The following is a 26553-nucleotide window of genomic DNA, read 5'->3' as shown; positions in this document are numbered from 1 at the left end:
AGGATCGATCGTATTTGGCGTGGGGTAGGCACGCCCAGGGACGTTTCATGGATCTGGCGCCGCGGCACGTAGCTGGCCGCTGCCCGTTGTAGGGCCTGCTCGCCCTGGCTTGCTCCCCGTTATGTCTGGGAGACCATGATGAATCGACGGTTGTTCGTGAGCCTGCCTTCACTGGCATTGGCGCCGGCTTTGTTTGCTTGTACCACCAACATGTCTGGCAGTGATGCCGCGGCCAAGCGCCGCGAGATTGATGCCGGCGTGGACGGCACCATGAGCAAGTTGTTCGCGTCCGCCAGTTCGGCGCAGGCGCTGGCGCAGCAGGCCAAGGGCATACTCGTGTTCCCCAAAATCCTGGCCGCCGGCTTTATCGTCGGCGCGGAGTATGGCGAAGGGTCGCTCAGGGTGGCCAATTCGCCGGTGGGCTATTACCGCACCACTACCGCATCGTTCGGTTTCCTGGCCGGCGCACAGTCCAAGGCGCTCATCATGATGTTCATGACCGACGCCGCGCTGCAGGCCTTTCAGGCCAGCAAGGGCTGGACGGCCGGCGTGGACGGCTCGGTGGCGCTGGCGACCATCGGCGCAAACGGGCAGGTCGACACCAACACGGCCCGCGCACCGATCATCGGGTTCGTGCTGACCAACGCCGGGCTGATGGCCAACCTGTCGCTGGAAGGCACCAAGATCAGCAAGCTCGATATCTGAACGCGCTTGGTCATGAGATGGGTCACGATGTTGCTGATGGGGGCGTCCGTCGCGCTTGCGATGGGCGTACTGCCACGTCCGCGCGCCTCGCCGCGTCGCCAGGGCGATACCCAGCGCGTGGTCGACTCCAGTCCCTTCTCGGACATCGCCAGCCGCCCCGGCATGGTCGAACTGGCGGGGTCGCTGGCGCATGAACTGAATCAGCCGCTGACCGCCATTACCAGCAACGCCCAGGCCGCGCGCGAGTATCTGATGTCTGGCACGCCCGATCAGGGAGAGATCCGCGAAATCCTCGATGACATCGTCAGCGACGCCTCGCGCGCGAGCGACATCGTTAAGGGCGTGCGGGCGCTGATTCGTGGCGAGGCCCCACATCTGGTGCCGTTCCAGATCGGTGAAGTGATCGCGCGTGCGCTGGAACTGGTGCACGACGAAGCCAGGGCGCGCGAGGTGACCGTCGATGGCGCGACCGACGGAGAGTTGCCGCGCGCCGTGGGCGATCCGATGGAAATCCAGCTCGTGCTGCTGAACCTGCTGGTCAATGCGCTGGACGCCGTGGAAACAGCCGCCGCGCGTGGCGCGCGCAAGGTATCGGTCAGCGCGTCCGCACAGGACGGCGTGCTGAAGCTATCCGTGCGCGATAACGGCTGCGGCGTGGCCGAGGGCGATCTCGACAAGATCTTCCGGCCGTTCTTTTCGTCGAAGCCTAAGGGCATGGGCCTTGGTCTGTCGTTCAGCCGCGCGCTCATGGAACGCAATGGCGGTCGGCTGCGCGCCATCCGAAACAGCGACAGGGGCATGACGTTCGAGTGCCTGCTGCGCACCGAACACTCTGCTTCGTCCGCGGCGCATCATCGCTCGCCGGCGGTCGTGGCGGCCCGGTTCAGGACTGCATTTTCCCGGAGGTAGGACTCCATGCTCGCAACCAGGACCACCATCTACATCGTGGACGATGACGACAGCGTGCGACGGGCGCTGGGCCGTGTGCTGGGCGCGCACGGCTATCTGACCGCCGGGTTTGCCTCGGCCAGCCAGTTTCTGGAGGAAGCCGACCTGGACAACGCACCCGGTTGCATGCTGCTGGACCTGCAACTGCCCGATATCAGCGGCATCGACCTGCAGCAGGCGCTGTGCAGCCGGATTCCGGTCATCATCCTGACCGGGCACGCCGATGTGGCCAGCGCGGTGCTGACGATGCAGGCCGGCGCCATCGACTTCCTGCAAAAGCCGGTATCCGACGTGCAACTGCTGGCTGCGGTCAGCAAGGGCTGCGACTGTGCCACGCGCCAGTTTGCGCTGGCCAGCGAATTGCGCGACCTGAAGAAGAAGATCGACCGCTTGACGCCGCGCGAGCGCGAGGTGCTGGCCTGGATCGTCACGGGCTTCCGCAACAAGCAGGTGGCCAACCGGCTTGGCACCGTCGAGAAGACCATCAAGGTGCATCGCGCCCACGTCATGCAGAAGCTGGAAGTGGATTCCCTGCCGGCCCTGGTCCGCATTGCCGACCGGATGGGCATGGTGGCCGATCCGGCCGCCTGAGCCGTATCTGGCTTTGCGTTTTCCCGCCCGGGCGCGGTGTTCTGCCGCGCCCTGTCTGTCTCCGTTCGGAATCGCCGCTGGACCATGGGCCAATATCGCCCGCCTCGCCTGTCTCGTAGCCTAGGCATTACGTGCTTACGATCGGCTGCGCAACGTGCAAATGGGTGCTAGCGGAAACTTCGTGGTGGTTGTCGACGACGACGCGTCTGTGGCGCGATCCACGTCGCGGCTGTTGCGTGCCGCGGGTATCACGGTCGACACGTTCACCAGTGGCACCGATTTTCTTGCCAGCATCCAGGGCAAGCCCGCCTACCGGCCGTTCTGCGTGATTCTCGATGTCTGCATGCCGGGCATGGACGGGCTGGAAGTCCAGCAGCAACTGGCCGGGCTGGCGCTCCCCCTGATCTTCATTACGGCCCACGAGGTGCCGGAGGCACGCGACAAGGCGTTGGCGGCCGGTGCTGTCGGCTATCTGCGCAAGCCGTTCGATGCCGTCCAGCTGGTGGACCTCGTTCGTAGCGTGATGCCTTAGCCCCATGCCTTTGGTCCTTGGTCCAATTGTCATTCAGGCCCCAACAGGCAAACTCTTATCAGGGCGTGCAGCAGGCGCCCTGCAGCACGCTTGGCTCGCAGCCCGAAACAGGAGGACCGGCAAATGGCGCTACTGATGCTTTCCAACCTCCACCCGGACACCACCGAGGAGCAGGTCAGGGAATTCCTTGGCCGCTATGGCTTTCCGTCAGCCGACGAGATCGAGCAGCAGGAAGGCGACGGCACCCGGCCGTCGATGACGCTGACGTTCCGGACGGTGGATACGGCCGCGCTGCAGCAACTTGTGCCGCGCATCCACGGCGTGTTCTGGAACGGCCACAAGATCAATGCGCTGATCCTGCGCGAACACTTCAGGTAATCGCACAAGTCTCGCGTGGCCCATGGCCGGCGCGGGCAGGAGATACGACGATGGCAAGCGGTCTGGAATCCAAGCGCGGTCGTTGGGCATTGCTGGTCCTGGCCGCACTGGCGGTGTCCGCTTGCCACAAGCAGGAGGCCAAGGCGCCGGCCGCGCCGCCGGTGTCCGAAGTGGGCGTCGTCAAGGTGACGCTGCACGACGTGCCGCTGACGTACGAGTTCGTGGGCGAGACGCAAAGCTCCCAGCAGGTGGAGATCCGGGCCCGCGTGAGCGGCTTCCTGGAACAGCGCCTGTACACCGAAGGCACGATGGTCAAGGCCGGCCAGGTCATGTTCCGCATGGACCAGAAGCCGTTCCAGGCCGCGCTGGACGCCGCGCAGGCCGAACTGGCCCAGCAGCAGGCGCGGCTGACCACCGCGCGCTCGAATCTGGCGCGCGTGAAGCCGCTGGCCGCCAAGAACGCATTGAGCCAGAAGGACCTGGACGAAGCCACGGGCCAGGAGCAGGCCGCCGCCGCCGCCGTGGAAGCGGCCAAGGCCAACGTCACGAACGCCAAGCTGAATCTGGGATACACGACTATCTCGTCGCCGGTCGATGGCCTGTCCAGCTACGCCAAGAAGCAGGTGGGTTCGTACATCGACGCCACCAACAGCCTGCTCACGTACGTGGCCAAGCTTGATCCGATCTGGATCAACTTCAGCCTGTCCGAAAACGAGGTGCTGCAATACCAGTCGCAGACCGCGTCCGGCGCCCTCCGCATGCCCGAACGCGGCGCGCTGGAGGTGGAGATCGTGCTGGCCGACGGCACCACGTATCCGCAGCGCGGCCGTATCGCGTTTGCCGATGCGTCGTTCAACTCCGAGACCGGCACCTACCTGATCCGCGCCGAGATGCCGAACACCAAGGGCATGCTGCGTCCGGGGCAGTTCGTGCGCGTGCGCCTGATTGGCGCGGTGCGCACCAAGGCCATCACCGTGCCGCAGGAAGCCGTGGTGCAGGGCCAGCGCGGCCAATCCGTCTGGCTGGTGGGCAAGGAGAACAAGGCCGAATCGCGCGTGATCGACGTGGGCGAATGGTCGCAGGGAAACTGGGTGGTGCGTTCGGGCCTGCGTGAGGGCGATACCGTGATCGTCGATGGCTCGGTACGCCTGGCGCCGGGCGCCCCGGTCAAGCCGGTGGCGGCCGCGCCGCGTCAGCCCAGCGACGGGCCGTCTCCGGTGCCTCCGTCGGCACCCCCTTCGCGGCCAGCGGCGCCAGGCGCCCCCGGCGCGGCGGAAGCCGGCAAGGGTGCGGCGTCATGAAACTGTCCCACTTCTTCATCGACCGCCCGATCTTCGCGTCGGTGCTGTCGATCATCATCGTGGTGGGTGGGCTGGTGGCGCTGTTCAACCTGCCGATCGCCCAGTTTCCCGACATCACCCCGCCCAGCATCACGGTATCGACCACGTATCCGGGCGCCAGCTCGGAAGTGGTGGCGCAGAACGTGGCCGCCCCGATCGAGCAGCAGGTGAACGGCGCGGACAACATGCTCTACATGTCGTCCACGAGTTCGTCCACGGGCAATATCACGCTGACCACGTATTTCGAGATTGGCACCGACCCGTCGCTGGCGCAGGTGGATGTGCAGAATCGGGTGAATCTGGCCCTTCCGACCCTGCCCGACGCCGTGACCAAGCAGGGCGTGACCGTGGAAAAGCGTTCCCAGGCGTTCATGATGGTGATTGCCGTCTATTCGCCTGACAACAGCTACCCGCAGACCTTCGTCGACAACTACACCAGCATCTACATCCTCGATTCGCTCAAGCGCATCCCGGGTGCCAACCAGTCGGCCATCTTCGGCACGCCGGACTACGCCATGCGCATCTGGCTCAAGCCCGACCGCATGGCCCAGCTGGGCATCACGGCAGAGGACGTCAAGAATGCGGTTGCCAACCAGAACGAGCAGTTCTCGGCGGGCCGTATCGGCAGTTCGCCCACGTCCGGCCCGGTCAAGCAGACGTTCCCGGTGACCACCAAGGGCCGCATGACGGAACCGGCCGAGTTCGAGAACATCATCCTGCGCGCGGCATCGGGCGACGCCGCACTGGTGCGCCTCAAGGACATCGGCCGCGCCGAACTGGGCTCGAAGGACTACTCGCTGCGCAGCCGCTACAAGGGAAAGACCGCCACGCTGCTGGCGGTGTACCAGCAGCCGGGCGCCAACGCGCTGGCCGTGGCCGGGCAGGTACGCAAGGCGCTGGAAGAGGCCAAGAAGACGTTCCCACCGGGCCTGGAGTACGAGGTCGCGCTGGACACCACCGAGTTCGTGCAGGAGTCGATCAACGAGGTGGTGCATACGCTGCGCGACGCGGTGATCCTGGTGATCCTGGTGGTGTACCTGTTCCTGCAGAGTTTCCGCGCCACGCTGGTGCCGATCCTGGCGGTGCCGGTGTCGATCATCGGCACTTTCACTGCCATGGCCGCGTTCGGCTTTTCAGTGAACATGCTTACGTTATTCGGCATGGTGCTGGCCATCGGCATTGTGGTGGACGACGCCATTGTCGTGATCGAGAACGTCGAGCGCAACATGATGGAGTTCCACATGCCGCCCAAGGAGGCCGCCAAGGCCGCCATGGACGAAGTGGGCGGCCCGGTGATCGCCATCGTGCTCGTGCTGCTGGCGGTGTTCATCCCGGTGGCATTCCTGTCCGGCATCACAGGCCAGCTCTACAAGCAGTTCGCCATCACGCTGGCGGTGTCGGTGCTGCTGTCCGGGGTGGTGGCGCTGACGTTGTCGCCGGCGCTGGCGGCCATCCTGCTCAAGCCCGGCAGCCATGAGAAGAACCGCTTCTTTCGCTGGTTCAACCGCAGCTTCGACCGGCTGGTGGAAGGCTATGGTTCGACCGTGCAGGCCGTGATCCGGCGCACGGCGATCTCGGTTGGCATCGTCATCGCGCTGATCGTGGCCGCCGTGCTGATGTTCATCCGCATTCCGTCGTCGTTCCTGCCCGTGGAGGACCAGGGCTATCTGCTGGGCGCGGTGATCATGCCCGATGCGGCCAGTCTGGACCGTACTGGCGCGCTCTCGAAGCGGGCCGCCGAATGGTTCGAGAAGCAGCCCGCCGTCAAGTCGGTCGCGGTGCCCGATGGCTACAGCCTGATCGATTCGCAGAACAAGTCGAACGCCGGCACGCTGTTCATCACGCTGAAGGGCTTCCACGAACGTGGCAAGGGCGAGAGCGCGGCCGACCTGATCGCGCAGGCGAACAAGGAGTTCTCCACCTACCGCGAGGGGCTGGTGATACCCGTGAATCCGCCGTCGATCCCAGGTCTTGGCACCACGGGCGGCTTCGAGTTCTGGCTGCAGAGCACCGGTGACGGCACCTACCAGCAACTCGAGGAACGCACCCACGCCTTTATCGCCAAGGCCCGGCAGCGGCCGGAACTGCGCGGCGTGAGTTCGACGATCAACACGCGCTCACGGCAGCTGCTGGTGGACCTGGACCGCGAGCGGGCCGAAACGCAAGGCGTGCCCGTGGAGCAGGTGTACTCCGCGCTGCAGACGATGTTCGGCTCGTTGTATGTGAGCCAGTTCCCGAAGAACAGCCGGCTGTTCCAGGTGATCTTGCAGGCAGAGCCAGAATACCGGTCCAAGCCCGAGGACATCGACAAGGTCTACGTGCGCAACTCGCACAATGAGATGGTGCCGATCAAGGCCGTGACCACCGCACGCTGGGTGGCCGGCGCCGATTTGGTGACGCGCTTCAACAACTTCCCGGCGGCCAAGATCACGGGCGACGCCGCGCCGGGCTACAGCTCGGGCCAGGCGCTGCAGGCCATGGAGGAAGTGGCGGCCGAGGTGCTGGGCACAGGCTACAGCTATGCGTGGAGCGGGCAGGCCTACGAGGAAAAGAAGGCCGGGTCCACGGCGGCGATGGTGTTCGCGTTCGCCCTGCTGATGGTGTTCCTGATCCTGGCGGCGCAGTACGAGAAATGGTCGCTGCCGATCGGGGTGCTTCTGGCCGTGCCGTTCGCGCTGTTCGGTGCGCTGGTCGGCATCCTGATACGGGGCATGGAGAACGACGTGTATTTCCAGATCGGGCTGACGGTGCTGATTGCGCTGGCTGCCAAGAACGCCATCCTGATCTTCGAGTTCGCGGTGGAAATGCGCGTCAAGGAGGGGCTGAGCCCGTATGACGCGGCGGTCAAAGCGTCCAAGATGCGGCTGCGTCCGATCATCATGACGTCGCTGGCGTTCATCCTCGGTTGTATCCCGCTGGCGATTGCCAGTGGCGCGTCGGCGGCCAGCCGCCAGTCGCTGGGCACGGGGGTGATCGGCGGCATGCTCGGCGCCACGGTGATCGCCATCTTCTTCATCCCGATGTTCTTCTGGGGCCTGGAGCGCGAGAGCAAGAAGAAGCTCGCCACGCAGGCCGAGAAGGACGCCGGGGCGGGTACCGACCCCGCCGCGCCTACCGGAGGCACGCTATGAGCCAACGCGGCTGGCCAGCGCGCGCCCTGGTGTCGGGGCTGACGGCGATGACACTGCTGGCCGGCGGCTGCACCGTGGGCCCGGACTACGTGCGTCCCGATGTGGTGGTGCCGGAGACCTACCGTTTCGGGCCCGAGTCGCCGCAGGCGACCGACGTGGTGACCACGCAATACTGGTGGTCACAGATTGGTGATCCGGTGCTCGACGACCTGATCGCCGCGGCGCGTGCACACAACTACGACGTGCTGATTGCCACGGCGCGCGTGGAGGAATACTACGGGCGCGTGATGACCACGCGGGCCGGGCTGTTCCCACAGGTGGGTGCCGAGGCGGGTGGCGGCCGGCAGCGCATCAGCACCAGTAGCGGCACGGTGCTGCCCATCGACAACCCGTTCAACTCGGTCAAAGCCGATGTCTATGCGTCCTGGGAGATTGACCTGTTCGGGCGGATCCGGCGCATGACCGAGGCCGCCCGGGCCGAGTGGGCGGCGTCTGAACAGGCGCGCCGCAGCACCGAGATCAGCGTGGTGGCAGCGGTGGCCAGTGGCTACATCACATTGCGCGACCTCGACAACCGCCTGCGCATCGCGCAGGACACGCTGACCAGCCGCGAGGGCGCGCTGACGGTGTTTCGCGAACGGTTCCAGGGCGGTGTGGTGTCGGAGGTCGAGTATGCGCAGTCGCGCTCGGAGTATGCGTCGGCCCAGGCATCGGTAGAACAGTTCCGCCAGCTGGTGGCCCAGCAGGAAGACCTGCTGGCGGTGCTGATCGGCGACAACCCGCGCGCCATGCCGCGGGGCAAGTCGATCGACGAACTGATTCTGCCAGTGGTGCCGGTGGGGTTGCCGTCGTCGTTGCTGGAACAGCGCCCGGACCTGCTGCAGGCAGAGCAGTCGCTGGTGGCGGCCAACGCGCAGATTGGCGCCGCACGCGCCCAGTATTTCCCGACGATCTCGCTGACCGGCATGTTCGGCGCGGCCAGCACGGCGCTGTCCGGGCTATGGGTGGGTTCATCCAGGGCATGGTCGTACGGTGGCTTGATCAGCGTGCCGATCTTCACCGCCGGTGCGATTGCCGGTGACGTGAAGCAGGCCGAGGCACGCCAGAAACAGGCGCTGTACGGCTACCGGCAGTCGGTGCAGACCGCCTTCCGCGAGGTCGCCGATGCGCTGGCCGGCGTGCAGTACACCCGCAGCCAGCTGCTGGCCAAGAACGACCAGGTGGATGCCCTGTCGCGCTACGCGCTGCTGGCGCGCGACCGCTACGAAGGTGGCTACACCAGCTACCTGGAGGTGCTCGATTCCGAGCGTTCGCTGTTTTCCGCGCAACTCGAACAGTCGACGTTGCGCGGCACGGAGTTTGGCCAGCTGGTCCAGCTCTACAAGGTGCTGGGCGGCGGGTGGCCCGTCGACAGCGCACACCAGGCCAGCGTCAACCAGTCGGCCGGCCCCGCCAAGGAGTGAATCATGTCCAGATCGAGCATTCCGGCGGCGTTGCTTGCCGCCACTGTCCTGGTTGGCCTGAGCGCGGGCGCGCTCGCGCAATCGAAACCCATCGCCTATCCGGCCAAGGGCCAAAGCCAGGCCAAGCAGCAAGAGGATGACGGCTACTGTTATTCGTGGGCCAAGTCGAACACCGGTATCGATCCGGCGGCCGTGGCTGCCGCACCGCCGCCTGCGCCCAGCGGCCCGGCCGTAGGGGGCGGGGAACGCGTGGGCGGTGCGGCGCGTGGCGCGGCGGGAGGCGCGGTCATTGGCGCCATCGCGGGCGATGCCGGGAAGGGCGCCGCCGCCGGCGCCGCAGTGGGCACGATGGCGGGCGGACACCGGGCACGCCAGAACCAGCGCAACGCGCAAGCCAACGCGCAGTCGCAGCAATCCGGGGCCATGAACACCTATTACCGCGCGTACTCGGCCTGCATGCAGGGGCGCGGCTACACGATCCAATAACCAAGGAGGTCATATGTTCAAGCGAGTCGCCATTACAGCAGCGGTGCTGCTCAGCGTTTCGACGGTGTCATACGCCCAGCCGGACGTGAAGACGGACGTGCAGCGGTCTGCCGGGCAGACCACGGCGACCGGCACGGCCAAGGTCAACGCCACCATCACCGCCATCGACACGGCAACGCGCAAGGTCACGCTCAAGACCCAGGCAGGCAAGGTCGTGGACATGACCGTGGGCGACGAGGCGCGCAACTTCGACCAGCTGCGCGTGGGCGACAAGGTTGCCGTCGAGTACACCGAAGCCCTGACGGTGAGCCTGAAGAAGGGCGCCGGCGCGGCGACCATGCAGGAACGCGAGATCGCCGAGCGCTCCGAGCCCGGCGCCAAGCCGGGTGGCCGGGTGGGACGCGAGGTGACCGTGGTGGCACAGGTCGTCAAGGTCGACAAGGAAAAGAACATCGTCACGGTCAAGGGGCCGCGTGGCCACACCGTGGACCTCATGGTCGAAGACCCCGAACAGATGAAGTCCGTGAAGAAGGGCGACCGCGTGCAGGCTGTCTATACTGAGGCAGTCGCGGTATCGGTCACACCGGGGGCCGCGAAGTAGTCGGGTTTTTCATCCTGTCCGGCAAGCAGCCAAGGAGGCCGCCTTGAAACACACTGCGAAATGGCATGGCCTGTGCGCGGCCGCGCTGCTGGGCCTGGCCTGGCCAGCGCATGCGTATTTCGATCACTTCCTCAACGGCACGATCATCGGCACGCTGGACAAAGACCAGGTGGCGGAACTGCGCACGGCCTTTGGCAAGACACTGTCGGATTCCGACGACGGTGCCAGCGTGCCGTTTCACCTGGACGCCAGTACCACCAACCCCAAGAGCAAGGCCACCGACGGCACGTTCACGCCGCTCAAGACACGTACCGAGAGCGGCCAGCGTTGCCGCAAGGTACGCAGCGAACTACGTCAGCCGGGCCGGCAGCCCGAACGCTGGACGGGATGGTATTGCCAGCAGTCGAGTGGCGACTGGAAGAAGACGATGATCAAGGAATGACCGCCACGGGACGGCGGGGCGGCGCTCAGTACTTCTCGGGGATGTAGCGGTACGGATAGTCGGGCGCCTTGTAGTTGCCCGGCTTCTGTCGCGCCGGCAGCGTGATCTTCTTGCTCTTGATCCGTTCGTAGGGCACGGAAGCGAGCAAATGGCTGATGATGTTCAGCCTGGCGCTGCGCTTGTTGTCGGAGCGCACCACGTGCCACGGGGCGAATTCGGTATCCGATGCCGCGAACATGGCGTCGCGGGCGCGCGAGTAGTCGTACCAGCGGCTGTACGACTTCAGATCCATCTCCGTCAGCTTCCAGGTCTTGCGTCCGTCCTCGATACGCGACTGCAGCCGGCGCGTCTGCTCTTCCGGCGTGACTTCGAGCCAGTACTTGAGCAGCAGCACGTTGGATCCGACGATGGCGCGTTCCATCAGCGGCACGGCGTGCAGGAAGACGTCCACCTGTTCGTCGCTGGCAAAGCCCATCACGCGCTCCACGCCGGCGCGGTTGTACCAGCTGCGATCGAAGATCACCACCTCGCCCGCGGCGGGCAGGTGGGGGATGTACCGTTGCATGTACATCTGGGTCTTTTCCCGCTCGGTGGGGGCAGGCAGCGCCACCACGCGGAACACGCGGGGGCTGACGCGCTCGGTGATGGCCTTGATGGTGCCGCCCTTGCCGGCGCCGTCGCGTCCCTCGAAGACGACGCACACCTTGGTGCCGCTGGCCTTTATCCAGTTCTGCATGTGTACCAGTTCCACATGCAGCGCGGCCAGTGCGTTGTCATAGTCCTTGCGGCCCAGCGCGGTGCCGGCTTCCGCCTCGCTTTCGGCACGCCGTTGTTTTGCCATGTCTGCTCCCAGAGTCTCGGTGGGGACACTTTCCCTGAGTATCAATCTGGACACTGCGCAGTGCTTTGGCAATGGACCTTGGTCCAATGCTTGGCCCAAGGACCAATTGCATTGCACCGGTGCTTGACTGACTCTACTGACAGAACCTGTTCGAGTTGGCCATCATGCATAAATGCGGTGTCGTGCTGATGGCGGGGGCGCTGTGGCTGGCCGTGGTGGGCATCTTCTTCAGCGATCCCAGCGGGCAGATGCCGGACAAGCTGAATCTGTTCAGGATGGCCATGCGCGGCCTGGAGGTGCAGATGTTCCGGACCGGCAGCGACCCGCCACGCTACCTGGTGAACGTGCTCGCCCGCGACTGGCTGTTGGGTTGCGTCGTGCTGTTCGCCGTTGGCGCCGTCGCGGTCCTGATTGCGCGCAGGCGCCAGGATGCCTGATGGCGTGCCCGCTGTCCCGCCGCACAAGGGAGGCCAACCGATGCTGCAAGCTCCGTATTCCAGCGCGACCGCGTCGCGCACGCTGATCGACACGCTGATCCGGTTTGGCCTGATCTCGCTGCTGGCGGTCTTCTGCTTCCAGATATTCAAGCCGTTCATGAACCTGCTGCTGTGGTCGGTCATCCTGGCCATCACGATGTATCCGCTGCAGGTGCGGCTGCGCGGCAAGGTCTTTGACGGCGAAGGGCGTACCGCCACGCTGATCATCGTGCTTGTGATTGCCGTGGTCATGGTGCCGACATACCTGCTTGGCATCGCGCTGATCGAATCGGTCGAGCATGCCATGGCGATTGCCAAGACCGGCGAGTTCACCATCCCGCCGCCGCCCGAATCGGTGGCCGGCTGGCCCGTGATCGGACAGCGGGTGCATGACGCCTGGCAGATGGCGTCTACCGATGCCAGCGGCTTGATCCAGAAGCTGGGGCCGCAGATCAAGGCCGCCAGTCTCGGGGTCCTGGGTGCGATGGGCGGGGTGGGCGTGGGGCTGCTGGTCTTCGTGGGCGCGCTGATCATCGCAGGGATCATCATGGCCTACGGCGAACTGGGCACGCGTAGCGCGGTGCAAATTGCGTCGCGTATCTCCGGGCCGGAACGCGGGCCCCGCATCACCACACTTTGCACGGCGACCGTGCGCGCCGTGGCCCAGGGTGTGGTGGGCATTGCGTTCATCCAGATGCTGCTGATCGGCATCGCCTTCGTCATCAAGGGCGTGCCGGGCGCGGGGTTGCTGGCGCTGGCGGTGCTGCTGCTGGGCATCATGCAGCTACCGGCCACGCTGATCACGGTGCCCGTGATCGTGCTGGTCTTCGCGGCGGAGGGTGCTACTGGCACCAATATCGTGTTCGCGATCTACGTGTTCATTGCGGGGCTGTCGGACAACGTGCTCAAGCCGCTGCTGCTGGGGCGCGGGGTCGACGTGCCGATGCCGGTGATCCTGATCGGCGCGCTGGGCGGCATGGTCACCGGCGGCGTGATCGGGCTGTTCGTTGGCCCGATCGTGCTGGCAGTGGGCTATCAGCTGTTCTGGCAATGGGTGGAGGACCCGCCACCGCGCGTCGAGGGCGAAACGGAGCCGCGCAGCGTGCCCGACATCACCGGCGCCGACATCACCAGGGGGTAAGCCGTGGCCGCCTCCGCCCGTGCCTGGCTGGCCCTGGCCGCCGTGCTTGGCGGATGCGCGCGGGTGGGGCCGGATTTTCAGCCGCAGCCCGAGGCGTGGACCGCCACGTGGCGCAGCGATGCCATCGACCTGGCCAGTGTCCAGCAGGCGGAACCTGACCTGCGCCAGTGGTGGCAGGTGTTCGGCGACCCGATACTCGAAACGCTGATGGCCGAGGCCGACGCCGGCAATGCCGACGTGCGGATTGCCGGGCTGCGCGTGATGGAGGCGCGTGCCCAGCTGGGTATCGCGCTGGCGGGCCGCTATCCGCAGATGCAGCAGGCCAGCGCGTCAGCCATGTACGTCCACAGTCGCCAATCCGGGCCCACCGCGCAGAGCGCGCGGCTCTGGGAATACAGCGCCGGTGTGGACGTTGGCTGGGAGCTAGATTTCTGGGGGCGTTTCGCGCGGGCCATCGAATCGGCCGATGCCGGGTACTTTGCCGCGCAGGCCAACCGGGAGGCGGTGCTGGTGCTGCTGCACGCGCAACTGGCCACGACGTACTTCGCGGTACGCACGGCCGAGGCCAGACTGCGCATCGCACGCGACAACGCGCGGCTGCAGAAGCGCAGTTTCGAGATCACGGAACGGCTGTTCAAGGGCGGCGAGAGCGATGAACTCGACTTCCAGCAGGCACGTACCCAGTACCTGGGTACGCTGAGCAGCATTCCGGAACTGGAAAACCAGATCGGCCAGGCACGCAATGCGCTGGTCGTGCTGCTGGGCCGGCCGCCGGGGCCGCTGCCCGAGCTGGCCGACGCCGCCGACCGCGAGGGGGTGCTGCCATTGATCGATCATGCCGTGCTGCAGGATGTGCCTGCCAGCCTGCTGCTGCGTCGCGCGGACATCCGTGCGGCCGAATGGCGCATCGCGGCGCAGTCCGCACTGATCGGCGTGGCCAAGGCCGACCTGTATCCGGCCGTCACGCTGATGGGCAGCATCGGCTGGACCGCGGCTTCGCTGCCGGGTACCCAGAATGGCCTGCTGCTGGTGGGTGGGCCCAGCGTGCGCTGGAACATCTTCGACTACGGGCGCATCGTCAACAACGTGCGCGTGCAGGATGCGCGGCTGCAGCAGTTGATCGTGGACTACCAGTCAGCCGTGCGGCTGGCCGCACGCGAAGCCGACGATGCGGCCAGCGGCCTGGCCAAGGCGCTGCAGCGCGAGCGCATCCTTGGGGAGGCGGCGCAGTCTGCCGAGCGGTCGCTGTCGCTGGCGAACACGGTATTCCGCGAAGGGTATTCCGATTTCCAGCGCGTGCTCGACGCGCAGCGCGCGCTGTTTGCGCAGCAGGACGCCTATCTGGTCAACCGAGGCAACGCCGTGAACTACCTGATCGGGCTCTACAAGGCACTTGGCGGCGGATGGGACACCACCGCGCCGCTGCTTGACGCCGGTACGCGGACCCAGATGCAGCAGCGCACGAACTGGGGCGGGCTGATCGACGAGGTGTCGCCGCTGCCGGCGGCCAGCTTGCCGGCAAAGACGGGGAGCGCGCGGCCATGAACGACACGCGAACCGACGATACCGCGATCGACGACAAACGGGCCGATGCCCCCGCGCCGCCTGCAAAGCCGACGACGGGCGACCCGTCGCACAAGGCGCTGCGCTGGGTGGTGGTGCTGATCGTGCTGAGCCTGGCGTGGTATCTGCTGGCCGACCGCTTCACGCCTTACACACAGCAGGCGCGGGTGCAGGCGTTCGTGATTCCGGTGGCTTCCGAGGTGCCGGGCCGCGTGACACGCGTCTACGTGCAGAACAACCAGAACGTAGCGGCGGGTGCCGTGCTGTTCGACGTGGATCCGCAGCACTACAGGATTACGCTGGACCGCGCGCGCGCCGACCTGGAAACCACCCGGCGCGGGATTGGCGCCAATACCGCCGGCATCGACTCTGCCCGGGCGTCGCTGCGTGCCGCGCAGGCCAACGAGCTCAAGGCGCAGCAGGACAGCGAGCGGCTGGAGCGGCTGTATCGCGAGGACCCGGGCACGGTCTCCGTGCGCCGCCTGGAAGTGGCACGGGCCACGCATACGCAGGCCATCAGCCAGGTGGCGGCGGCACGTGCCGAGGTGGAGCGCGCCCGCGAGCAGCAGGGCGGCAGCGACGACGACAATGCCAAGTTGCGCAGCGCCGCCGCCGCCGTGGACAAGGCCGAACTCGACCTGGCCAACGCGCAGGTGCGGGCGCGAACGGCGGGGCTGATTACCGACCTGCGTACCGAGGTGGGCCAGTACGCGGCGGCAGGCGCCCCGTTGATGACGCTGATTGCCATCCACGATGTCTGGATCAGCGCCGACATGACCGAGAACAACCTTGGCCATCTGGCGCCCGGCTCGCCGGTGCGGATCGTGCTCGACGCGTTGCCCGGCACGGTGCTGACGGGCAAGGTGCGCAGCATCGGCTACGGCGTCAGCGCGGGCCAGAGCACGCCGCCCGGCACGCTGCCGACCATCCAGAACAGCCGCGACTGGCTGCGCCCCGCGCAGCGCTTTCCGGTGATTGTCGACATCGACCCGGGGCAACTGTCCACGATGCGCGGCGTGCGCGTGGGCGGGCAGGCCGAGGTGATGGCCTTTCCGAACGAGGGCAATCCGCTGAACCTGCTGGGCCGCGCATTCCTGCGTGTCATGAGCTGGGTGTCGTATGTCTACTGACGCTGCCGCGTCGGCCATGCGCGAGATGCTGGCGCGTCGCGCCTTGCGGATGGCGCTGGGCACGGCGGCCTGCCTGGCCGTCAGCTTCGGCATGCAATGGGCGGTGCCCGTGATGGCGCCGGTGCTGGCGGTCTTCCTGTTTGCGACGCTGGACCGGCCGTTATCGTTCAAGGCCAGCGTGGGCATGGCGCTGGTGGTCTTGCTGACGACCGGCAGCGGCATGCTGCTGGTGCCGTTCCTGCGGCATGCGCCGCTGACCGGGGTACTGATGGCGGGCCTGTGCCTGTTCCTGGCGTTCCGCCATGGGCTGCGCGGCGGCAACAACCTGGTGTCGACGTTCCTGGTGGCGGGCGTCACGCTGATTTCGGCGGCGGGCACCGCCAACAGCGCGCTGGCACTGACCGTGATCGGCGCGCTGGTGCGCGGGCTGCTGTGTGCGGTGCTGATGCTGGGCATCTGCTATCAGCTCATTCCGGAACCGGGCGGCATGCGCATGCCGCCGAAGCCCAGTACCGCAGCGGGCGACGCCGATGGCATGGCCCTGCGCGCCACGCTGGTGGTGATGCCGCCGTTCCTGCTGGCGATGGCCGATCCGGCCGCGTACCTGCCGATCATCATGAAGGCCGTCAGTCTGGGGCGGCTGAGCTGCAGCACCACGGCGCGCGGTGCGGCCCTGGAGCTGGTGGGCTCCACGCTGATGGGCGGGGCGCTGGCCATCCTGTGCTGGCTGGCGCTGGGGCTTTTCGTCCATATCTGGATGTTCTTCCTCTGGATGCTGCTGTTCGGGCTGTGGGTGGCGCGCCGGTTGTTCCGACTTCGGTCGGGGCGGTTGTCCCCGGGCTTCTGGCTGAACAGCTTCGTGACGATGATCATCCTGCTGGGCCAGTCGGTGGCGGACAGCGCCGCGGGCAAGGACGTCTACCAGGCGTTCATGGTGCGCATGGGGCTGTTCGTCGGGGTGTCGCTGTACGCGTGGCTGATGATTGCGCTGCTGGAGCGGCCTCGCGCGCCGGTGCCGGCGTGAACCGGGAGAGACCGTCATGCATCTGCACCTGCTGATTGCCGCGCCCGTGATGTTGCTGTGCCTGCTGCTGCAGTGCGGGGCTGTGGCGCTGTGCCTGCGGCGTTACGCGCGGTTCCAGAACACGTGGCAGGGGCATGAGCCCCTGTGGATGGATGCCGTGCTGCTGGCGGCCGTGATGCTGCTGACGCTGTTCTGCAATTTCGCGCAGATGGTGGTGTGGGCCGGCCTGTTCATGATGCTGGGCGAGTTCGACACGCTCGGGGCGGCGCTGTATCACTCGGCGGTGAACTTCGCCACGCTCGGCTACGGCGATATCGTGATGTCGCCCCGCTGGCGCATGCTGGGGCCGATCGAATCGGCGCTGGGCATCCTGATGTTCGGACTGTCCACGGCGCTGATGACGGCCGCGGTGCTTGACGTGGTCAAGAATCAGATGGCCCGGCTGCGGGAGGCCGGGCCGTCATGACGCACGGGCCATCGCCCGATGTCCGCGTTGATATTCGCGCTCAGGTGCAGTTGGCGCGGTAGGTTTCCTCAAGCTGCTTGCGCGAGTTGTCACGCTCCAGCTTGGGGATGGAACGACCCTGTGCGCTTTGCGTGGCGGTGCCGGGCGACGTGTAGGCGCGTTGCTTCGAGGTGCCGTTGAGCTCCTGCAGCAATGCCTCGCAACGGTCACGCTTTGCGTCTGCCGGATTCGCGCTGGCCGCCGAGGGTGGGCGATAGGGATTGCCCCCTTCGCGTACCGCATCGGAGATGGCCGCGGCACCCGAACTTGGCATCTGCTGCGCCTGCGCGGGCATTGCGCCCAGGCTGATGCTCAGCGCGCCGGTGGCGACGATCAGGTACTGCAACGGCTTCATGACGTTCGGCATGCGGGCTCCGCTTTCGGGTTCATGGGTAGGGTGCTCAGTGACGCGTAGTGACGTTTCCTTAGCCTAGGCGCAGCGGTCCCGCGCCGCAAGGGCAGCATGAGCGACCTCGTGTACCCGTCAACGCGGGCTGGCGTGCCGCCGCCGCCAGACAATCGGCGCCTCGCCGAACTGTGCGGAAAACCAGCGCGTGAACGCCGCGGCCGAGGCGTAGCCCAGCAGTTCCGACACCCGCAGCAGTGAATAGTCGGGGTTGGCGACGTAGCGCTGCGCCAAATCACGCCGCACGCCGTTGACGATGTCCGAGAAGGTCTCGCCAGAGGCGTCGAGCTGGCGTTGCATGGTGCGCAGGCTCATGCCCAGCCCCTGCGCCACGGCTTCGCTGGTGGCGCGTCCCATGGGCAACATCAGGTAGACGGCTTTGCGCACCTCGCGCCCGACCGACACGTCGTTGGCGCGCGGCAGGGATTCCACCACCCGCTCGGCGTGGCGGGCCATGGCCGGATTGCCGGTCGGGTTCGGCGCGTCCAGGTCGGCGGCCAGGCAGACGATGCCGTTGAACTCGCTGCCGAACTCCAGCGGGCAGCCGAACAGGCGGCGATGCACCTGCAGGTCTGGCGGTGCCGCGTGCGTGAAATTGACGCTCTGTGGGTGCCACTGCGACCCCAGCAGCGCGCGGCAGAGCCGGAAGATCACGCCCAGCGCCAGTTCCGTGGCCTGGCGCGAGGGCGTATCGAGCACCACTTCCTGCCGGATCAACACGACCTTGTCGGACGCCTCCAGCAGGATGGCCACCGATTCGTTCACCAGGTGCCGGTAGCGGATGATGGTTTCCAGCGCGTCGCGCAAGGTGGCCTGCTGGCTGATCAGCAGGCTCATCAGGCCAAAGTCCGACAGTTGCCGAGACTCCGCCATGCGCAGGCCGAACGTGAGGCAACCGGTGGCGTCCGCAGCGGCTTCGAGCGCCGTGGCGCAGGCCTGGACCGGAATGCGCTGCTCGGGGTCGGCCAGCAGCGCCTGGCTCAGCCGTGCCGTGCGCAGCAGCGGCAGCGGATTGACGCCGAGGCCGCGCGCGACGTCGAAGAAGTTGGTCATCACTGCGGCGCGTACCAGGGTTTTCAAGAGGGTCTCCCGATATCGTTTTGCGCGCGTCACATGCAAGGGGCCATGACGCGTCGTTGGCGCGATGATAGGTGGCTGTGGCATGAAATGCAAAGTCTCCGGATTGCGGTGCAAAGCAGTGGGGACCGGCAACTTCTACATTGAGGTCATGGCGGCGCAAGTGGTGCCGCCCCAAAACTCTGGAGATGATTCCCATGACCAAGGCAGTGCGAATGTATGAAACCGGCGGACCCGAGGTGCTTCGCTACGAAGACGTCGAGGTAGGCGACCCGGGACCGGGTCAGGTCCGCATCCGTCACGTGGCGGTGGGCCTCAACTACGCCGACACGTACTTCCGCAATGGCACCTACCCGGTGCCGCTGCCCGCGGGCATGGGCGTGGAAGCGTCGGGCGTGGTGCAGGCCTTGGGTGCCGGTGTGACCAATGTATCCGTGGGCGACCGCGTGACGTACACCGGCTTTCTGAATACGCTGGGTGCCTACAGCACCGAGCGCCTGGTGCCGGCCGCGCCGCTGATCCGCCTGCCGGAGACCATCGGCTTCGAGACGGCCGCCGCTATGACCATGCGTGGCCTGACGTCGGCCTACCTGATGCGCCGCATCCACACGTTCCGCAAGGGCGACACGATTCTGTTGCACGCGGCGGCCGGCGGTGTGGGGCTGATCGTCTCGCAGTGGGCGCGCCTGCTAGGGCTGAACGTGATCGGCACGGTGTCGACCGAAGAGAAGGGCGAGATTGCACGGGCCCATGGCTGCCAGCACATCATCAACTACAGCCATGAGGACGTGGCTGCGCGGGTGCGCGAGCTGACCGACGGCGTGGGCGCCAACGTGGTGTTCGACAGCGTGGGCAAGAGCACTTTCATGGCGTCGCTGGATTCGCTCAAGCGCCGTGGGCTGCTGGTCTGCGTGGGTACGGCTTCGGGTCCGATCCCGCCGTTCGATCCGGTGCTGCTGGCCATGAAGGGTTCGCTCTACGTGACGCGTCCGGCGCTGGCCGACTACATCGCTGACCCGGCCGAGAAAGCCGAACTGGCTGGCGAGCTGTTCGACCACGTGGGGTCGGGTCGTATCCGCATCGAGATCAACCAGCGCTATGCGCTGGAAGACGCGGTGCAGGCCCATCGCGACCTGGAGTCGCGCAAGACCACGGGTTCGTCGATCTTCGTCGTCTGAGGAATTTGAGGAGACAGTCATGAAAGTACAACAACTAAGCTGTGCCCTGGGCGCCGAGCTGGTGGGCGTGGATCTGGCCGAAGCCGTGCGCAACGACGACCTGTTTGGGGAGATCCGTGCGCAACTGCTGAAGCACCGCGTGCTGTTCCTGCGCAACCAGCAGTTCAGCCGTGCCGAGCACGTGGCATTTGCCCGCCGCTTCGGCGAGCTGGAAGACCACCCGGTCGCGGGCAGCGATCCGGAATATCCGGGCCTCGTGCGCATCTACAAGCGCCCGGACCAGCCGAACGACCGCTACGAGAACAGCTGGCACTCGGACACCACCTGGCGCGAGGCGCCGCAGTTTGGCGCCGTGCTGCGCTGCATCGAATGCCCGCCGGTCGGTGGCGACACGATGTGGGCCAACATGGCGCTGGCCTACGAGCGGCTGCCCGACACAGTCAAGGAACAGATTGCCGACCTGCGCGCCCGCCACAGCATCGAGGCCAGCTTCGGCGCGGCCATGCCGATCGAAAAGCGGCTGGCGCTCAAGGCCCAGTTCCCCGATGCGGAACACCCGGTGGTGCGCACGCATCCCGATACCGGCGAGAAGGTGCTGTACGTGAACGCGTTCACCTCGCACTTCACCAATTACCACACGCCAGCGCGGGTGCGCTACGGCCAGGATGCCAACCCGGGCGCGGCCGACCTGCTGCGCTATCTGGTGTCGCAGGCGTACATCCCGGAATTCCAGGTGCGCTGGCGCTGGGAACCCAACAGCGTGGCGATCTGGGACAACACGGCCACCCAGCACTACGCGGTGATGGACTACGCACCGTGCCACCGCAAGATGGAACGCGCCGGCATCATCGGCAGCGTGCCGTACTGATCCGCGTACGGATCATGCAGAACCCGCAAGACGTGATGGACATGAAGGACAGAGCAGGCATGAAGGACAACCTCGTCGTTACCACCCCCTCGGCATACGCCTACCCGCTGCTGGTCAAGCAGCTGCTGACCAACGCGATGAGCCTGTATGGCGATCAGGAGATCAGCTATCGAGGCGAGATGCGTTACACGTATCGCGATTTCCACCAGCGCCTGGGCAAGCTCGCCAATGCGCTGGGGATCCTGGGCGTGCGTCACGGCAGCACCGTGGCCGTGATGGACTGGGACAGCCATCGCTACCTGGAGTGCTACTTTGGCGTGCCGATGATGGGCGCTACCCTGTTCACGGTGAACGTGCGGCTGTCGCAGCAGCAGATCCTCTACACGCTGAACGACGCCGGCGCCGACGTGGTGCTGGTACATCCGGATTTCCTGCCGGTGCTGGAGCAGATCCGCGACGGCCTGGTACGCCAGCCGCGCTTCGTGCTGATGGCCGATGGCCAGGACGTGCCTGCCGGCACCCTGCCGTTCGAGGGCGAATACGAGGCCCTGCTGGGCGCCGCTGCGCCGGAGTTCGATTTCCCGGAGTTTGACGAGCGCACCAAGGCCACCACGTTCTACACCACGGGCACCACGGGAGACCCCAAGGGTGTGTGCTACAGCCATCGCGACATCGTGCTGCACACGCTGACCACGGCCACCAGCCTGTGCGCGCCACGTGAAGGCCAGCGCATGCACCGCGAAGACGTGTACATGCCGATCACGCCGATGTTCCACGTGATGGCCTGGGGCATGCCCTACGTGGCGATCATGCTGGGCCTGCGCACCGTGCTGCCGGGCCGCTACGTGCCGGCGACGCTGCTGCAGTTGCACAAGACCGAAAAGGTCACGTTCTCGCACTGCGTGCCGACCATCCTGCAGATGCTGTTGCAGGCGGCGGACGAAGGCGCGCACAACCTGTGGGGCTGGAAGATGATCATCGGCGGATCGGCTCTGCCGCCTGTGCTGTGCGAGGCGGCGCTGGCGCGCGGCATCGACATCTTTGCCGGCTACGGCATGTCGGAGACGGGCCCCATCGTGGCGCTGGCCCAGTTGCCGCCGGGTCATGTGCCGCTGACCCGCGAAGAGGAGGTGCGCATGCGCTGCGCCACGGGCCGCCCGGTGCCGCTGGCCGACTTCCGCATCGTTGGCCCCGATATGCGCGACGTGCCGCACGACGGCAAGGCGCAGGGCGAAATCGTGCTGCGCGCGCCGTATCTGACCAAGTCGTACTTCCGCAAGCCGTCCGCATCGGAAGACCTGTGGGCCGATGGCTACCTGCACACGCAGGACGTGGCGGTGAGGGGCGAGGATGGATTCGTGCAGATCGTGGACCGGCTCAAGGACGTGATCAAGACCGGCGGCGAATGGGTGTCGTCGATCGAGATCGAGAACCTCGTTACCCAGGTACACGGCGTGCAGGAATGCGCGGTGGTGGGCGTGCCCGACGCACGCTGGGGCGAGCGGCCGATGGCCTACGTGGTGCGCAAGGCTGGCATCGAGGTAGATGCCCAGCAGATCCGCACGGTGCTGCTTGGCCACGTGGAAGCGCAGCGCCTGAGCAAGTTCGCGGTGCCGGAAAGCGACCGTATCGCGTTCGTCGCGGCGATTCCGAAGACGAGCGTGGGCAAGATTGACAAGAAGCTGCTGCGGGAAAAGAAAGCAGCCTGAGGCGAAAGGGAAAATTGATGGCCGCCCCCTCCCCGGCTTGGAGGGCGGCCTTTTTGCGTTTACGACAGCCAGTCGAGGGCTCGGAATCCGCCGATGGCGTGCCGCACCAGCAGTGCCGAAAGCACCAGCATGGTCACGCCGACCAGGCGGTCCAGCATCTGCCAGGCGCGCGGATTGGCAAACCACGGCGCAAGCCATCGCGCACCGAATCCCAGCGCGCCGAACCAGGCCAGGCTGCCGACGCTGGCACCCGCCACGAACCATCCACGCATGGCGGCGGGCTGTTGCGCGCCGATGCTGCCCACCAGCAGCACGGTGTCCAGGTAGACATGCGGATTCAGCAACGTGAAGGCCAGGGCCTGCGCCAGCACGGCGCCTCGGGCGACGCTGGCCGGGGCATCTGCAGCCTGCAGCGTTTGCTGCCGGTGCGCGCGGCGCCATGCCTGCCAGCCGTAGCAGGCCAGGAACACCGCACCGGCCAGTGCCAGCGCGGCGGCCAGCGCGGGCCGTTCACCCAGGGCGCGGGCCATGCCCATGACGCCGGCGGCAATCAGCAGCGCGTCGGCCAGTGCGCAGAGCAGCACCACGCTGCCCACGTGCTCGCGGCGCAGGCCCTGGCGCAGCACGAACGCGTTTTGTGCGCCAATGGCGACGATCAGGCCCAGGCTCAGGGCCAGGCCCTGCAGCAGGACGGCAAAACCGGGTGGCACGGCGGGAGTCAGGACGTCGGTCGGATTCATGGCGCAAGCTTGCCATCGGCGTGCGGTGAAGACAAACTAAACAATCTTCATCGACATTAGCCAGACTCCATCATGCTCGACTATGCCGCGCTTTCCGCCCTGGCCGCCGTTGTGCGCGAGGGCAGCTTCGAGCGGGCGGCCCGCGCCCTTCATGTCACGCCGTCGGCCATTTCGCAGCGCATCCGCATGCTGGAGGAACGCGTGGGCTGCGCGCTGGTGATCCGCGAGAGCCCCTGCCGTGCCACCGAAACCGGCCGCCGGCTGTGCCAGCACGTCGATCACGTGCGGTTGCTCGAACAGGCGTTGCAAGGGGCGCTGCCGGCGCTGGCGACGGAAGGCGAGGCCCGTGTGCCGTTGCCGGTGGCCGTGAACGCCGACAGCCTGGCCACCTGGCTGGCGCAACCGATTGCGGCCTTTGCGGCGCGGCATCCGGTTTTGATGGAGGTGGCGGTCGACGACCAGGACCACACGACCGAATGGCTGCGCAGCGGCGCCGTACTGGCCGCCGTGACGGCCACGGCGCGGCCGGCGGCCGGATGCAACAGCCGTCCGCTGGGGGCCATGCGCTATGTGGCGGCGGCCAGCCCGGCGTTCGTGGCGCGCCATCTCGCCGCCGGCGTGGGAGCCGGCAGTCTCGCCCAGGCGCCGAGCCTGGTATTCAATGCCAAGGACGAACTGCAGGCGCGCTGGGTGAACCGGCTATGTCACAGGCCAGTGCAACTGCCCCGGCACACCCTGCCGTCGTCGTATGCGTTTGTCACGGCGGCGCTGGCCGGCATGGGCTGGGGCATGCATCCGCAGGCCATGATCGATGGCTATCTGAAGGCCGGTACGCTGGTGGAACTGGTGCCCGAAACGCCGCTGGACGTGCCGCTGCACTGGCAGCACGCACGCGCGGCATCGGGCCTGCTGGAGGGGTTGACCAGCGAAGTGCTGGCGGCAGCCCGGACCGCACTGCTGCCGCCCTGAACGCGCCACGCGGCCGAGCCCACCATCGCCAGGCGCGCTCGGTTCAGCCCAGCCCAGCTCAGCGCAATGTCGAGGCGAAGGCGTCGAGTTGCGTGATGACGGTGTCCCAGCCGTCGAAGAAGCCCATTTTCTCGTGCTGGTCGCGCGTGGCGTCGTCGGGGTGCATGACCCGGGCGATATAGCGGCTGCCGCCGGGGTCGTCCTCCATCGTGATGATCGCGGTGAAGCCGAGCCAGGGCTTGTGCGGGCGCCAGCCGCCAGTCAGCATCGACGTGAACACCAGGCGCGATTGCGGCACGACTTCGAGGAAGCAGCCCGGGTTGTCGCTGGTGCCGCCGTCCGGCCCCTGCATGAAGGTATGGAAGTTGCCGCCCGGCCGCAGGTCGAAGTCGCGCACCTGTGTGGTCCACGGCTTGGGGCACCACCATTCCTTGAGCAGGGCGGGGTCCGACCAGGCGCGCCAGAGCGCGGACCTTGGCGCGCGCAGCACGCGGGAAATCACGAGATCGCGGGATTCAGCGGCGTTTTCCGGCATGGGTTTGCTCCTCTTGATGCAGTCGCTCGACGAAATCGACCATGCGGTCGGATCTGGCTTCCCACACCGCGCGCTGCTCGGCCAGCCACTGCTCGGCTTGCGAGAGCGTTTCCGGCACCAGTTCGCAGGTGCGAGTGCGCCCGGCCTTGCTGGTGCGGATCAGGCCGCTGCGTTCCAGCACCGTCACGTGCTTCATGAACGACGGCAGCGCCATGTCGAACGGCGCCGCCAGCGACGACACCGTCTGCGCGCCGCCGACCAGCGCGCAGACGATGGCGCAGCGGGTGGGATCGGCAAGCGCGTGAAAGACGTCGCTCACCGAGTCTTGATAGTTAGCCATGAAGCTAACTATAGGGCAAGAGAAAGGCCGTTGCAATAACGGCCTGGGGGGTAGCGTGTTGCGGGTGGCGGGGTGATGCGGTTACGGCTTGATGTTGAACGTCTTGACGATGCCGGCGTTGCGGTCGTATTCGGCGTGCAGGGACTGGTTCAGGTCCTGCAGCGACTGCACCGGCATCGGCTCGTAGCCAAGCGTCTCCAGGCGCTCGCGCACCTTGGGGTTGGCCGCGGCCTTGTACACCGCGCTCTGGATCTTCTGGGCCACGTCGGCCGGCATCTGCGCCGACGCAATGACGCCCACCCAGTTGCTGAAGTCGATATCGGGATAGCCCTGCTCGGCAAACGTCGGCACCTGCGGCAGCAGCGGCGAGCGCGTCCGGGACGCCACGGCGTAGGGCTGCAGCTTGCCGGCGCGGATCATCGGCAGCGAGGTCACCATGCCGTCATACATCAGCGGGATCTGGCCGCCCATGACTTGCGCCAGCGCGGGGCCCGAGCCGGCGAACGGCACGTGCTGCAGGTCCATGCCGGCTTCCTGGTTCATGATGGCGCCAGCGTAGTGCGATGCCGTGCCCGCGCTGTACGAGGCAAAGCTGAGCTTGCCCGGGTTGGCCTTGGCATACGCGATCAGGCTCTTGAGATCCTTGGCCGGCAGGTTCGGCGCGCCCACCAGCACCATGCGCGAGCGGCCAACCGCCGCCAGCGGTCGAACGTCCTTCATGGTGTCGTACGGCGTCTTCTGCACCTGCGGCACTTCGGTCAGCACATTGGTGGCCGTCACCATGATGGTCTGGCCATCGGCGGGCGCGGCCAGCATCGTGTTGATGGCAATGGCACCACCGCCGCCCGGCTTGTTGTCGACCACGACGGATTGGCCCAGGTCGGCAGCCAGCTGTTCGGCCAGCACGCGCGCCATGACATCCATGGTGCCGCCGGCAGGCGCGGGCACCAGCACGCGCACGGGCTTGCTGGTCCAGGCCATGGCGGCCGGCATCGCCAGCGTCATGATGGCCGCAAGGATGGCGCGGCGCATGCGAAGGGGGGCAGGTTGGTTCGGCATGTTTGTCTCCATGATAGGTCTTGTGGGTATAGAAAGCCGGACCTGCCCGCGCATTGGGCTGTAGAGGAAAGTGTCGTCGCGTTGGAATTGGCGGACCCGGTGAAACGGATGGCGCGCGCCGCATGCGTTGTGCGGCGCGTCGCCGGGGAATGCGGGGGAGCGGTCAGGACTGGCCTGCCGCCGGTTGACCGCGCCGCGCAGGCAGCGCCTCGATGATGAAGGCGCGCTGCGCGTCGGTCATGCCGTCCCACAGGCCGATTTCGGTCGACGTCCGGCGGCATCCCTGGCAGTACCGCCGCGCACTGTCCATGCGGCAGATGTTGATGCAGGGGTTGGCGGGCCGGGTGTCCGTGGGTTGTGACATGACGGGTCTTG

At 66.6% G+C, this 26553-nt stretch carries 29 protein-coding genes; 21 read left to right on the top strand and 8 right to left on the bottom strand.

From position 1 onward, the window contains the following. The first annotated feature begins 138 nt into the window (after positions 1-138). From CYJ10_RS10155 to CYJ10_RS10105, 11 genes are all read left to right on the top strand, one after another. Complete coding sequence (locus CYJ10_RS10155) at positions 139-705, top strand: BPSL1445 family SYLF domain-containing lipoprotein (protein WP_101681361.1); 567 nt, start codon at positions 139-141, stop codon at positions 703-705. A gap of 12 nt (positions 706-717) precedes the next feature. Then, a complete protein-coding gene (locus CYJ10_RS10150; protein WP_101681360.1) occupies positions 718-1614 on the top strand; it encodes a sensor histidine kinase in 897 nt (298 codons plus the stop codon). Between the two features lie 6 nt (positions 1615-1620). Continuing rightward, positions 1621-2244 (top strand): response regulator transcription factor, encoded by a 624-nt coding sequence (locus CYJ10_RS10145; protein ID WP_101681359.1) that lies wholly within the window; start codon positions 1621-1623, stop codon positions 2242-2244. Between the two features lie 160 nt (positions 2245-2404). Further along, positions 2405-2776 (top strand): response regulator transcription factor, encoded by a 372-nt coding sequence (locus tag CYJ10_RS10140; RefSeq protein WP_101681358.1) that lies wholly within the window; start codon positions 2405-2407, stop codon positions 2774-2776. A gap of 135 nt (positions 2777-2911) precedes the next feature. Further along, positions 2912-3154, top strand: a complete 243-nt coding sequence (locus CYJ10_RS10135; RefSeq protein ID WP_374703247.1) for an RNA recognition motif domain-containing protein — start codon at positions 2912-2914, stop codon at positions 3152-3154. Positions 3155-3204: 50 nt separating this feature from the next. Further along, the gene (locus CYJ10_RS10130) at positions 3205-4455 is read left to right on the top strand and encodes an efflux RND transporter periplasmic adaptor subunit (RefSeq protein WP_101681356.1); all 1251 of its coding nucleotides are present in this window, start codon (positions 3205-3207) and stop codon (positions 4453-4455) included. Beyond that, positions 4452-7625 carry an efflux RND transporter permease subunit gene (locus CYJ10_RS10125; RefSeq protein WP_101681355.1) on the top strand — a complete coding sequence of 1058 codons (3174 nt, stop codon included), beginning with the start codon at positions 4452-4454 and terminating at the stop codon, positions 7623-7625. The genes CYJ10_RS10130 and CYJ10_RS10125 overlap by 4 nt, the downstream gene beginning before the upstream one ends. Next, positions 7622-9088, top strand: coding sequence for an efflux transporter outer membrane subunit (locus CYJ10_RS10120; protein ID WP_101681354.1), 1467 nt, complete (start codon positions 7622-7624; stop codon positions 9086-9088). Before CYJ10_RS10125 ends, CYJ10_RS10120 begins: the two co-directional genes overlap by 4 nt. Before the next feature lie 3 nt (positions 9089-9091). Further along, positions 9092-9574 (top strand): glycine zipper domain-containing protein, encoded by a 483-nt coding sequence (locus tag CYJ10_RS10115; RefSeq protein ID WP_101681353.1) that lies wholly within the window; start codon positions 9092-9094, stop codon positions 9572-9574. Between the two features lie 13 nt (positions 9575-9587). Beyond that, positions 9588-10175: a hypothetical protein gene (locus CYJ10_RS10110; protein WP_101681352.1), complete on the top strand. Its 588-nt coding sequence runs from the start codon at positions 9588-9590 to the stop codon at positions 10173-10175. Between the two features lie 43 nt (positions 10176-10218). Then, on the top strand, positions 10219-10617 hold the full coding sequence (locus tag CYJ10_RS10105; RefSeq protein WP_101681351.1) for a hypothetical protein: 399 nt from the start codon (positions 10219-10221) through the stop codon (positions 10615-10617). A gap of 25 nt (positions 10618-10642) precedes the next feature. Here CYJ10_RS10105 and ppk2 read toward each other — a convergent pair whose 3' ends face one another. Next, a complete protein-coding gene (gene ppk2, locus CYJ10_RS10100) occupies positions 10643-11458 on the bottom strand; it encodes a polyphosphate kinase 2 (protein ID WP_101681350.1) in 816 nt (271 codons plus the stop codon). Positions 11459-11622: 164 nt separating this feature from the next. Between ppk2 and CYJ10_RS10095 the strand changes: the two genes are divergently transcribed. From CYJ10_RS10095 to CYJ10_RS10070, 6 genes are read left to right on the top strand one after another with little or no spacing between them, the layout of a single operon-like run. Then, positions 11623-11895 (top strand): hypothetical protein, encoded by a 273-nt coding sequence (locus CYJ10_RS10095; protein ID WP_101681349.1) that lies wholly within the window; start codon positions 11623-11625, stop codon positions 11893-11895. A 40-nt stretch (positions 11896-11935) separates the two neighbouring features. Next, positions 11936-13075, top strand: coding sequence for an AI-2E family transporter (locus CYJ10_RS10090; RefSeq protein WP_101681348.1), 1140 nt, complete (start codon positions 11936-11938; stop codon positions 13073-13075). A gap of 3 nt (positions 13076-13078) precedes the next feature. After that, positions 13079-14620: an efflux transporter outer membrane subunit gene (locus tag CYJ10_RS10085; protein WP_101681347.1), complete on the top strand. Its 1542-nt coding sequence runs from the start codon at positions 13079-13081 to the stop codon at positions 14618-14620. Then, positions 14617-15768: an HlyD family secretion protein gene (locus tag CYJ10_RS10080; protein ID WP_101681346.1), complete on the top strand. Its 1152-nt coding sequence runs from the start codon at positions 14617-14619 to the stop codon at positions 15766-15768. The genes CYJ10_RS10085 and CYJ10_RS10080 overlap by 4 nt, the downstream gene beginning before the upstream one ends. Then, a complete protein-coding gene (locus CYJ10_RS10075; RefSeq protein WP_101681345.1) occupies positions 15758-16792 on the top strand; it encodes a DUF2955 domain-containing protein in 1035 nt (344 codons plus the stop codon). Before CYJ10_RS10080 ends, CYJ10_RS10075 begins: the two co-directional genes overlap by 11 nt. Positions 16793-16808: 16 nt before the next feature. Then, positions 16809-17258, top strand: a complete 450-nt coding sequence (locus CYJ10_RS10070; RefSeq protein ID WP_101681344.1) for an ion channel — start codon at positions 16809-16811, stop codon at positions 17256-17258. Between the two features lie 40 nt (positions 17259-17298). Here the strand turns inward: CYJ10_RS10070 and CYJ10_RS10065 are convergent, their stop codons facing one another. Together CYJ10_RS10065 and CYJ10_RS10060 are read right to left on the bottom strand one after the other, a co-directional pair. Beyond that, positions 17299-17664 (bottom strand): hypothetical protein, encoded by a 366-nt coding sequence (locus CYJ10_RS10065; protein WP_257993215.1) that lies wholly within the window; start codon positions 17662-17664, stop codon positions 17299-17301. Positions 17665-17781: 117 nt separating this feature from the next. Next, the gene (locus CYJ10_RS10060) at positions 17782-18783 is read right to left on the bottom strand and encodes an AraC family transcriptional regulator (protein WP_219621438.1); all 1002 of its coding nucleotides are present in this window, start codon (positions 18781-18783) and stop codon (positions 17782-17784) included. A 194-nt stretch (positions 18784-18977) separates the two neighbouring features. Between CYJ10_RS10060 and CYJ10_RS10055 the strand changes: the two genes are divergently transcribed. The 3 genes from CYJ10_RS10055 to CYJ10_RS10045 are packed head-to-tail and all read left to right on the top strand — an operon-like array spanning position 18978 to position 22535. Beyond that, positions 18978-19958 carry a quinone oxidoreductase family protein gene (locus CYJ10_RS10055; protein WP_101681342.1) on the top strand — a complete coding sequence of 327 codons (981 nt, stop codon included), beginning with the start codon at positions 18978-18980 and terminating at the stop codon, positions 19956-19958. 19 nt (positions 19959-19977) lie between these two features. Next, a complete protein-coding gene (locus CYJ10_RS10050) occupies positions 19978-20826 on the top strand; it encodes a TauD/TfdA dioxygenase family protein (protein WP_101681341.1) in 849 nt (282 codons plus the stop codon). A 59-nt stretch (positions 20827-20885) separates the two neighbouring features. Beyond that, positions 20886-22535, top strand: coding sequence for a long-chain-fatty-acid--CoA ligase (locus tag CYJ10_RS10045; RefSeq protein ID WP_101681551.1), 1650 nt, complete (start codon positions 20886-20888; stop codon positions 22533-22535). A gap of 59 nt (positions 22536-22594) precedes the next feature. Here the strand turns inward: CYJ10_RS10045 and CYJ10_RS10040 are convergent, their stop codons facing one another. Continuing rightward, positions 22595-23275, bottom strand: coding sequence for a LysE/ArgO family amino acid transporter (locus CYJ10_RS10040; RefSeq protein WP_101681340.1), 681 nt, complete (start codon positions 23273-23275; stop codon positions 22595-22597). Between the two features lie 72 nt (positions 23276-23347). On the opposite strand from CYJ10_RS10040, the gene CYJ10_RS10035 reads away from it, so the two are divergent. Beyond that, positions 23348-24244, top strand: coding sequence for a LysR family transcriptional regulator ArgP (locus CYJ10_RS10035; RefSeq protein WP_101681339.1), 897 nt, complete (start codon positions 23348-23350; stop codon positions 24242-24244). 58 nt (positions 24245-24302) lie between these two features. On the opposite strand, the gene CYJ10_RS10030 is transcribed toward CYJ10_RS10035, so the two are convergent. From CYJ10_RS10030 to CYJ10_RS10015, 4 genes are all read right to left on the bottom strand, one after another. Next, positions 24303-24779 carry an SRPBCC family protein gene (locus tag CYJ10_RS10030; RefSeq protein ID WP_101681338.1) on the bottom strand — a complete coding sequence of 159 codons (477 nt, stop codon included), beginning with the start codon at positions 24777-24779 and terminating at the stop codon, positions 24303-24305. Further along, a complete protein-coding gene (locus CYJ10_RS10025) occupies positions 24760-25119 on the bottom strand; it encodes an ArsR/SmtB family transcription factor (RefSeq protein WP_101681337.1) in 360 nt (119 codons plus the stop codon). Before CYJ10_RS10025 ends, CYJ10_RS10030 begins: the two co-directional genes overlap by 20 nt. Before the next feature lie 81 nt (positions 25120-25200). Continuing rightward, positions 25201-26178: a Bug family tripartite tricarboxylate transporter substrate binding protein gene (locus CYJ10_RS10020; RefSeq protein WP_101681336.1), complete on the bottom strand. Its 978-nt coding sequence runs from the start codon at positions 26176-26178 to the stop codon at positions 25201-25203. Between the two features lie 163 nt (positions 26179-26341). Further along, a complete protein-coding gene (locus CYJ10_RS10015; protein ID WP_101681335.1) occupies positions 26342-26542 on the bottom strand; it encodes a DUF1289 domain-containing protein in 201 nt (66 codons plus the stop codon). Positions 26543-26553 lie beyond the last annotated feature (11 nt).

It is taken from the genome of Cupriavidus pauculus (genome assembly GCF_002858765.1).
In the GTDB taxonomy this organism is placed as follows: Bacteria; Pseudomonadota; Gammaproteobacteria; order Burkholderiales; family Burkholderiaceae; genus Cupriavidus; species Cupriavidus pauculus_B.
This window is presented reverse-complemented; position numbering and strand designations above follow the sequence as displayed.

What these genes read in the sequence shown, in the direction of transcription:
- CYJ10_RS10155 (WP_101681361.1), top strand. Translation starts at nt 139, where the DNA reads ATGAATCGACGGTTGTTCGTGAGCCTGCCTTCACTGGCATTGGCGCCG.
- CYJ10_RS10150 (WP_101681360.1), top strand. Translation starts at nt 718, where the DNA reads ATGAGATGGGTCACGATGTTGCTGATGGGGGCGTCCGTCGCGCTTGCG.
- CYJ10_RS10145 (WP_101681359.1), top strand. Translation starts at nt 1,621, where the DNA reads ATGCTCGCAACCAGGACCACCATCTACATCGTGGACGATGACGACAGC.
- CYJ10_RS10140 (WP_101681358.1), top strand. Translation starts at nt 2,405, where the DNA reads ATGGGTGCTAGCGGAAACTTCGTGGTGGTTGTCGACGACGACGCGTCT.
- CYJ10_RS10135 (WP_374703247.1), top strand. Translation starts at nt 2,912, where the DNA reads ATGCTTTCCAACCTCCACCCGGACACCACCGAGGAGCAGGTCAGGGAA.
- CYJ10_RS10130 (WP_101681356.1), top strand. Translation starts at nt 3,205, where the DNA reads ATGGCAAGCGGTCTGGAATCCAAGCGCGGTCGTTGGGCATTGCTGGTC.
- CYJ10_RS10125 (WP_101681355.1), top strand. Translation starts at nt 4,452, where the DNA reads ATGAAACTGTCCCACTTCTTCATCGACCGCCCGATCTTCGCGTCGGTG.
- CYJ10_RS10120 (WP_101681354.1), top strand. Translation starts at nt 7,622, where the DNA reads ATGAGCCAACGCGGCTGGCCAGCGCGCGCCCTGGTGTCGGGGCTGACG.
- CYJ10_RS10115 (WP_101681353.1), top strand. Translation starts at nt 9,092, where the DNA reads ATGTCCAGATCGAGCATTCCGGCGGCGTTGCTTGCCGCCACTGTCCTG.
- CYJ10_RS10110 (WP_101681352.1), top strand. Translation starts at nt 9,588, where the DNA reads ATGTTCAAGCGAGTCGCCATTACAGCAGCGGTGCTGCTCAGCGTTTCG.
- ppk2 (WP_101681350.1), bottom strand. Translation starts at nt 11,458, where the DNA reads ATGGCAAAACAACGGCGTGCCGAAAGCGAGGCGGAAGCCGGCACCGCG.
- CYJ10_RS10095 (WP_101681349.1), top strand. Translation starts at nt 11,623, where the DNA reads ATGCATAAATGCGGTGTCGTGCTGATGGCGGGGGCGCTGTGGCTGGCC.
- CYJ10_RS10090 (WP_101681348.1), top strand. Translation starts at nt 11,936, where the DNA reads ATGCTGCAAGCTCCGTATTCCAGCGCGACCGCGTCGCGCACGCTGATC.
- CYJ10_RS10080 (WP_101681346.1), top strand. Translation starts at nt 14,617, where the DNA reads ATGAACGACACGCGAACCGACGATACCGCGATCGACGACAAACGGGCC.
- CYJ10_RS10075 (WP_101681345.1), top strand. Translation starts at nt 15,758, where the DNA reads ATGTCTACTGACGCTGCCGCGTCGGCCATGCGCGAGATGCTGGCGCGT.
- CYJ10_RS10070 (WP_101681344.1), top strand. Translation starts at nt 16,809, where the DNA reads ATGCATCTGCACCTGCTGATTGCCGCGCCCGTGATGTTGCTGTGCCTG.
- CYJ10_RS10065 (WP_257993215.1), bottom strand. Translation starts at nt 17,664, where the DNA reads ATGCCGAACGTCATGAAGCCGTTGCAGTACCTGATCGTCGCCACCGGC.
- CYJ10_RS10055 (WP_101681342.1), top strand. Translation starts at nt 18,978, where the DNA reads ATGACCAAGGCAGTGCGAATGTATGAAACCGGCGGACCCGAGGTGCTT.
- CYJ10_RS10050 (WP_101681341.1), top strand. Translation starts at nt 19,978, where the DNA reads ATGAAAGTACAACAACTAAGCTGTGCCCTGGGCGCCGAGCTGGTGGGC.
- CYJ10_RS10045 (WP_101681551.1), top strand. Translation starts at nt 20,886, where the DNA reads ATGAAGGACAACCTCGTCGTTACCACCCCCTCGGCATACGCCTACCCG.
- CYJ10_RS10040 (WP_101681340.1), bottom strand. Translation starts at nt 23,275, where the DNA reads ATGAATCCGACCGACGTCCTGACTCCCGCCGTGCCACCCGGTTTTGCC.
- CYJ10_RS10035 (WP_101681339.1), top strand. Translation starts at nt 23,348, where the DNA reads ATGCTCGACTATGCCGCGCTTTCCGCCCTGGCCGCCGTTGTGCGCGAG.
- CYJ10_RS10030 (WP_101681338.1), bottom strand. Translation starts at nt 24,779, where the DNA reads ATGCCGGAAAACGCCGCTGAATCCCGCGATCTCGTGATTTCCCGCGTG.
- CYJ10_RS10025 (WP_101681337.1), bottom strand. Translation starts at nt 25,119, where the DNA reads ATGGCTAACTATCAAGACTCGGTGAGCGACGTCTTTCACGCGCTTGCC.
- CYJ10_RS10020 (WP_101681336.1), bottom strand. Translation starts at nt 26,178, where the DNA reads ATGCCGAACCAACCTGCCCCCCTTCGCATGCGCCGCGCCATCCTTGCG.
- CYJ10_RS10015 (WP_101681335.1), bottom strand. Translation starts at nt 26,542, where the DNA reads ATGTCACAACCCACGGACACCCGGCCCGCCAACCCCTGCATCAACATC.